Source organism: Citrobacter sp. R4 (assembly GCF_026719175.1).
GTDB lineage: Bacteria > Pseudomonadota > Gammaproteobacteria > Enterobacterales > Enterobacteriaceae > Citrobacter_A > Citrobacter_A sedlakii.
This window is the reverse complement of the sequence record NZ_JAPPSU010000027.1, coordinates 1-6,877: the sequence shown is the minus strand read 5'-3', so window position 1 is coordinate 6,877 and position 6,877 is coordinate 1. Positions and strand designations below refer to the sequence as shown.

Sequence of the window (6,877 nt, the reverse complement as noted above, 5' to 3'; positions counted from 1 at the left end):
AGTACCAGCGTACGGCCCACAGAATGATGTCACGCTGAAAATGCCGGCCTTTGAATGGGTTCATGTGCAGCTCCATCAGCAAAAGGGGATGATAAGTTTATCACCACCGACTATTTGCAACAGTGCCCGTTCTCATAATGCGATACACCCGCTTTGCATTAACCACAGGCAGGCCGTCCCGCTCCGACTCCCGTCGCAGCAGCGCCCACACACGGCGATAACCATACGTCGGCAGGTCAGCCACCGCCATGTTTATCCGGGACAATACGGTGGTATCGTCAGAACGGGGCTGCCGTCTGCGATCCTGTCAGTCAGATGGCCGGTGAACCCGAATGCTCAACTGCGCACGCGACACGCTAAGACTTCTGCAAACGTCGCTTATTCGTCGTTCCCAGGCAACGAGGGCGCATGCGCAATCCATTTTTTTGCCCGGCCGAACTCCACGGCCTCTTTGAGTATCTCGGCTTCCATCGTCTTTTTGCCCAGAAGGCGCTGGAGTTCGCGAATTTGCTTATTGGCGGCAGCGAGTTCGGAGGCCGGCACCACTTCCTCGCCCGATGCAACAGCCGTCAGTGAACCGTCTTAATATTGCTTGCGCCATTTGAATATCTGGTTTGCATTGATGCCATGCAGGCGCGCGACATGAGACACGGTCATACCGGGCTCCATAGTCTGCTGAATAATGGCAATTTTTTCCTGCGGTGTACGACGCCGACGCCGCTCAGGTCCTGATAACACTTCAACCATCTTATCGTTCTGACTGGTATTAAACATAGTTCCAAGACTACCTCTTATTTTAAGAGAGTCGAAGTGTCTGGTGATCTATGGGGCCAGTCTAGCCCTCTTCCAAGTGTAGGGAGATATAGTCAAAGTTTGCTTCTCCGCCGATGAGTCCGCCCTGCGTCGGATAGTCCGATTTTTTACCGGCGAAGCACGGCTCTCCTAACCCTATCTAAAGCGAATAACTTTTTTCAACAGGGCCGCGTGCCAATGCAAGAGCGATAGGCGCTCTACGCGCCAATTTGACCACTTAAAACAGGTAAATTGAGGGGTTGTAATGTGTTGATGTAACAGGCTTTTATTTTAATGTCTTGGCATATGTATAATGGTAGTCTAGCCCTCCTTTCAACAAGGAGTACTCATGGAAACCTACAATCATACATATCGGCACCACAACTTTTCACATAAAGACTTAAGTGATCTCACCTTCACCGCTTGCACATTCATTCGCAGCGACTTTCGACGTGCTAACTTGCGTGATACGACATTCGTCAACTGCAAGTTCATTGAACAGGGTGATATCGAAGGCTGCCACTTTGATGTCGCAGATCTTCGTGATGCAAGTTTCCAACAATGCCAACTTGCGATGGCAAACTTCAGTAATGCCAATTGCTACGGTATAGAGTTCCGTGCGTGTGATTTAAAAGGTGCCAACTTTTCCCGAACAAACTTTGCCCATCAAGTGAGTAATCGTATGTACTTTTGCTCAGCATTTATTTCTGGATGTAATCTTTCCTATGCCAATATGGAGAGGGTTTGTTTAGAAAAATGTGAGTTGTTTGAAAATCGCTGGATAGGAACGAACCTAGCGGGTGCATCACTGAAAGAGTCAGACTTAAGTCGAGGTGTTTTTTCCGAAGATGTCTGGGGGCAATTTAGCCTACAGGGTGCCAATTTATGCCACGCCGAACTCGACGGTTTAGATCCCCGCAAAGTCGATACATCAGGTATCAAAATTGCAGCCTGGCAGCAAGAACTGATTCTCGAAGCACTGGGTATTGTTGTTTATCCTGACTAATTGCTTTGATGTGTGATTTTAAACGCTCAAATTTATAAAACGAATAATATTGTCAACCTTGCAATAATAGACATAGGGACAACCATGTATAAATTTTTACCCTCAGGCGTCTTCACAATAGAGCCATATAGCAGTGGGTCACTTAGTGGGCTTAATTTTTCCATTAAAGATAATATTAATATTGCTCAGTATAAAACATCATATGGTAGCCCATCTTGGCAAGTAAACATAAGGCTGCCATTTATAAGGCACTGTTGCAAAAATGTGGAGGTGATAGGGGTACTACGCCGGAACCCCAGATTTTTCCGTCCGTTCAAATTATCCACGGTTGAGCAGCTTGATCCCGTCCGCCCGCAGTTGACCAACAGGGGAAATATGCCTGTACAAAGTTTGCCGGGTTATCCCAAGTTCCTGGCATAGCGTACTGACCTTTGTTTCTGATTGTCCCATTGATGCCATTGCCAGTCGCAGTTTGACTGGCGTCATTTTATAAGGTCGGCCGCCGTTCCGCCCACGGGCTCTTGCTGATGCCAGACCTGCAGTCGTTCTTTCAGCAATCAGTTCGCGCTCAAACTCCGCCAGTGCGGCAAAGATACCGAAGACAAGCTTGCCAGCGGCCGTTGTTGTGTCGATAGTCGCCCCGTGACCGGTCAGCACTTTCAGACCGGTCCCCCTCGCGGTCAGGTCGTGCACTGTATTAATGAGATGACGAAGATCACGACCGAGGCGGTCCAGCTTCCATACGACCGAGAGCATAAAAAATATTGGGGCAGCGTGAGCTATGCTGCCATCGCTGGTCCCTTCCCGTCACTTTGAAAACCCGGATACCAGCAGACAAATTTATCCTGCAGTTCGTTATTCAAAACGGCGGTCCGGGTCTGTAACAAATAATGAGCCCCTTTTCTGCTCCACTGCATCTGCTGCTTTTTGGCCATTCGTCTGGCGATCACTTCATTGATCGTGGATTCCACAAACGCGGTTGATACCGGCTCTCCGTACCGACGCATTTCGCCGTAGTTTGGGATCATCATCTTATTATTCCGGATGTAGGTATACATTTCATCCAGATGTTTTTGCAGGGATTTCAGGCTAGGATAGCTGAGTTCAGGGTCATCGCAATACATAACGCAATTATCAATATGTTCCAGCGCAGCGACAACATTGCCATGCCAGAGATATCGTTTAATGCTTTCCAGCAGTGCCAGAACTTTACTCCCCGCCTCTGGATCTGATACCAGCAGTCCCCGGGCATATTGCATGAGCACCTTCAGCCTCATGGTGATATGAAACCAGTCCAGCACATGCGTTGACTCAGGGTACATACCGAACTGGAGGTCCCTGAGATTATCCGCGCCGTCGGACAGAAAAAATATCTGCTGGTTGGCCTGCATTCCCTGCGCTGAAAGGTGGGTCATGAGCCTGCGTTCCGGATGACAGTCATCCTTCTGAACAAAACCGAAGCGGCGGGTGTCAGCAGGCGCACCAACGGAAAAAGACTTCCCGGCAATAATTTCAAAATTACGCTTTTTGTCATCCCGATCGCGAACATAACCACCATCTATACCCACCACAAGCGGTTTTCCTGGCCTGGGCAGGTTCCCCCAGTCGCGGGGGCAGCCGGAAAGAAAACCTGAATGAGCTTCAGCCTCAGCGTCAAGACGCTGCGCCACCTGGCATAAATGATTCCTCACCGTTGAGGCATTCAGGCTGTGGCCCACCGGCAGAATATCTTTCAGCAGACGAGTCGTCATTTCATAGGAGATCATCGAGGCCCAGCGGGTTTCAATATATTTCAGTGCCGGGTGAGAATAATCGCCGGCCCAGTCGCTGAGCAAACTGACTGTCTTTGTATCACTCTCTTCACAACGGCACCGGTACACCCGAAGCCCGGATACCGGAATAACGCCAAACAGCGTCCGGTACCGTATTTTCTGTTTGCCTTTGATTCTGCGCGCAGCAAGGCAGTGAGGGCACCGGATATGGTGTTGAGTATATTCGTCTGCCTGCAGCTGGACCACCGACTGCTGGACCGTATTCAGCAACAGCTTGGATTCTGACACCGATAATCCGATGTCGTTCCGGGTCTCCCCTGATTTCTGGATTGTCATCAGTTCCTCCGTTCGACTGGAGCCTGATTCATCGGTGATGACTATCTGGAGCGTCAGTTGCATCATTGCCTCCTGCTGTGGTGGATGACTATCTCCCGGCTACTGGTTGTTCATCTGGTGACGAAGCTTATAATATGTGGAAACGCCAAGGCCCGCATGGTCGCAGGCGATCCTGAGCCTGACCCCTCTGCTTCTGAGTGCGTCAATTTCCTGGATCTTTTTGATATCGGCGCCGGGGCGCCCTGTTTTTTCACCCCGTGCTTTTTTCGCGGCGATGCCGTCGGCCTGCCTTTCCTTCAGTAAGGCTCGTTCAAACTGGCTGAATGCCGACATCATGTGCAGCTGCAGTTCCTGCATCGGATTGTTTGTGCCGGCGCTGAACGTCAGCTGCTCTTTCAGAAAAATAAGGGTAACGCCCTGGTCACGAAGCCGGGTGGTGACAGCGCACATATCCGACATATTCCGGCAAAGGCGATCGATGGAATGAACCAGAAGCGTATCACCAGGGCGTAATTGCCCCAGGAGTTCCTGTAACCCCGGGCGGTTTGTGTCCTTCGCGCTGGCATGCTCAACACAAATTTTATCAGGCTGAAAACCCGCCTTTGACAATGCCTCTTCCTGACGGGCCGTATTCTGATCGGCCGAGCTTACCCTGATGTAGGCATATTGCACGCAAAACCTCCGGAAGGTCTTTAAACATCATAGAGATTTAAAGAATAATCCATAAACACTGATTTAGGGAGGTTTATAGACATTTTTTCGGGGATCTGAGAGGCATGCTGAAAACGTATACCTTTATAGACATCAGTCAGCGACGACGGCCCAGCCAGATAACTTCAGGCTCCAGTACCGGAGATGCAAGGTCGAGCCTGCTCAGTTGCCGGTTGATTTTGTGGCGGTTGAACCTGACAGCATCCAGGTCGTCAGCAAAAGGGCGGATCTCGCCGACCGTTGTTTCATCATCCGCATTAACGATAGCTTCAAGAAACGCCAGGGTTTTATCGAACTCATCCGCAGCTGTGGCTCCGGGCATACCATGGCCGCTTATACAAAACGGCGCTTTCAGCGTAGAGTTTTCATAAATGGCCTCAACACGAATGTCATGAAGCCAGTGCTCAAAGAAATTGTATTCATAGGTAAAGCGATCGCCAGCATCAAAAGCAAAATCATCAATCACGACCCGGAACGGATTATCGACAAAACCGATGCCTCCTTCGTAGGAGATACCGTAATCTTTGCCATAAATGTGAAATTGATGGAGATGGTCGTCCCCCCAGCCCTGCACTATCTGGAAAATGAAGTGAAGCGCGGCCAGTGACGTGTCGGCAGCAATTCTCAGCCGACGCCAGACCATCGGACTGACTCCATGAACTGCTATTTTGATGACGTAGATCTTCATAGTCAGCAGGTATTGTTATGAAATGATGGTGGTTATTTTAACCCCTGTAGATGGCATCATTCGATGGCTGCCCCGAGGTTTTTCATGCTCTCCTATCTCATCTGCGCAAGGCAGAACGTGAAGACGGCCGCCCTGGACCTCGCCCGCGAGCGCCAGGCGCACGAGGCCGGCGCGCGGACCCGCGCCACGGCCCACGAGCGGACGCCGCAGCAGGAGCGCCAGAAGGCCGCCAGAGAGGCCGAGCGCGGCCGTGAGGCTTGGACGCTAGGGCAGGGCATGAAAAAGCCCGTAGCGGGCTGCTACGGGCGTCTGACGCGGTGGAAAGGGGGAGGGGATGTTGTCTACATGGCTCTGCTGTAGTGAGTGGGTTGCGCTCCGGCAGCGGTCCTGATCAATCGTCACCCTTTCTCGGTCCTTCAACGTTCCTGACAACGAGCCTCCTTTTCGCCAATCCATCGACAATCACCGCGAGTCCCTGCTCGAACGCTGCGTCCGGATCGGCTTCGTCGAAGGCGTCTATCGCGGCCCGCAACAGCGGCGAGAGCGGAGCCTGTTCAACGGTGCCGCCGCGCTCGCCGGCATCGCTGTCGCCGGCCTGCTCCTCAAGCACGGCCCCAACAGTGAAGTAGCTGATTGTCATCAGCGCATTGACGGCGTCCCCGGCCGAAAAACCCGCCTCGCAGAGGAAGCGAAGCTGCGCGTCGGCCGTTTCCATCTGCGGTGCGCCCGGTCGCGTGCCGGCATGGATGCGCGCGCCATCGCGGTAGGCGAGCAGCGCCTGCCTGAAGCTGCGGGCATTCCCGATCAGAAATGAGCGCCAGTCGTCGTCGGCTCTCGGCACCGAATGCGTATGATTCTCCGCCAGCATGGCTTCGGCCAGTGCGTCGAGCAGCGCCCGCTTGTTCCTGAAGTGCCAGTAAAGCGCCGGCTGCTGAACCCCCAACCGTTCCGCCAGTTTGCGTGTCGTCAGACCGTCTACGCCGACCTCGTTCAACAGGTCCAGGGCGGCACGGATCACTGTATTCGGCTGCAACTTTGTCATGCTTGACACTTTATCACTGATAAACATAATATGTCCACCAACTTATCAGTGATAAAGAATCCGCGCGTTCAATCGGACCAGCGGAGGCTGGTCCGGAGGCCAGACGTGAAACCCAACAGACCCCTGATCGTAATTCTGAGCACTGTCGCGCTCGACGCTGTCGGCATCGGCCTGATTATGCCGGTGCTGCCGGGCCTCCTGCGCGATCTGGTTCACTCGAACGACGTCACCGCCCACTATGGCATTCTGCTGGCGCTGTATGCGTTGATGCAATTTGCCTGCGCACCTGTGCTGGGCGCGCTGTCGGATCGTTTCGGGCGGCGGCCGGTCTTGCTCGTCTCGCTGGCCGGCGCTGCTGTCGACTACGCCATCATGGCGACGACGCCTTTCCTTTGGGTTCTCTATATCGGGCGGATCGTGGCCGGCATCACCGGGGCGACTGGGGCGGTAGCCGGCGCTTATATTGCCGATATCACTGATGGCGATGAGCGCGCGCGGCACTTCGGCTTCATGAGCGCCTGTTTCGGGTT

Annotated in this window: 7 protein-coding genes and 2 pseudogenes; 3 read left to right on the top strand and 6 right to left on the bottom strand. The window is 52.8% G+C overall.

Annotated elements, in window-relative coordinates:
• Positions 1-130: 130 nt before the first annotated feature.
• A pseudogene (locus tag OOJ60_RS24060) lies at positions 131-747 on the bottom strand (transposase); the annotation flags it as partial.
• A 394-nt stretch (positions 748-1,141) separates the two neighbouring features.
• Here OOJ60_RS24060 and OOJ60_RS24055 point away from each other — a divergent pair.
• The gene (locus tag OOJ60_RS24055) at positions 1,142-1,798 is read left to right on the top strand and encodes a quinolone resistance pentapeptide repeat protein QnrS1 (protein ID WP_001516695.1); all 657 of its coding nucleotides are present in this window, start codon (positions 1,142-1,144) and stop codon (positions 1,796-1,798) included.
• A gap of 318 nt (positions 1,799-2,116) precedes the next feature.
• On the opposite strand, the pseudogene OOJ60_RS24050 reads toward OOJ60_RS24055, so the two are convergent.
• From OOJ60_RS24050 to OOJ60_RS24035, 4 genes and pseudogenes are all read right to left on the bottom strand, one after another.
• A pseudogene (locus OOJ60_RS24050) lies at positions 2,117-2,545 on the bottom strand (recombinase family protein); the annotation flags it as partial.
• Between the two features lie 32 nt (positions 2,546-2,577).
• Positions 2,578-3,969 carry an ISKra4-like element ISKpn19 family transposase gene (locus OOJ60_RS24045; protein ID WP_001493761.1) on the bottom strand — a complete coding sequence of 464 codons (1,392 nt, stop codon included), beginning with the start codon at positions 3,967-3,969 and terminating at the stop codon, positions 2,578-2,580.
• Positions 3,970-4,005: 36 nt separating this feature from the next.
• Positions 4,006-4,578, bottom strand: coding sequence for a recombinase family protein (locus OOJ60_RS24040; RefSeq protein ID WP_001493762.1), 573 nt, complete (start codon positions 4,576-4,578; stop codon positions 4,006-4,008).
• Positions 4,579-4,714: 136 nt separating this feature from the next.
• A complete protein-coding gene (locus OOJ60_RS24035) occupies positions 4,715-5,305 on the bottom strand; it encodes a plasmid pRiA4b ORF-3 family protein (protein ID WP_012477564.1) in 591 nt (196 codons plus the stop codon).
• An 84-nt stretch (positions 5,306-5,389) separates the two neighbouring features.
• On the opposite strand from OOJ60_RS24035, the gene OOJ60_RS24030 reads away from it, so the two are divergent.
• A complete protein-coding gene (locus OOJ60_RS24030; protein WP_152922203.1) occupies positions 5,390-5,665 on the top strand; it encodes a relaxase in 276 nt (91 codons plus the stop codon).
• A 31-nt stretch (positions 5,666-5,696) separates the two neighbouring features.
• On the opposite strand, the gene tetR(A) is transcribed toward OOJ60_RS24030, so the two are convergent.
• A complete protein-coding gene (gene tetR(A) / locus OOJ60_RS24025) occupies positions 5,697-6,347 on the bottom strand; it encodes a tetracycline resistance transcriptional repressor TetR(A) (RefSeq protein WP_001493764.1) in 651 nt (216 codons plus the stop codon).
• 105 nt (positions 6,348-6,452) lie between these two features.
• Between tetR(A) and OOJ60_RS24020 the strand changes: the two genes are divergently transcribed.
• Positions 6,453-6,877, top strand: a 425-nt coding sequence (locus tag OOJ60_RS24020; protein WP_128999389.1) for an MFS transporter, incomplete at its 3' end; no start/stop codon positions are given.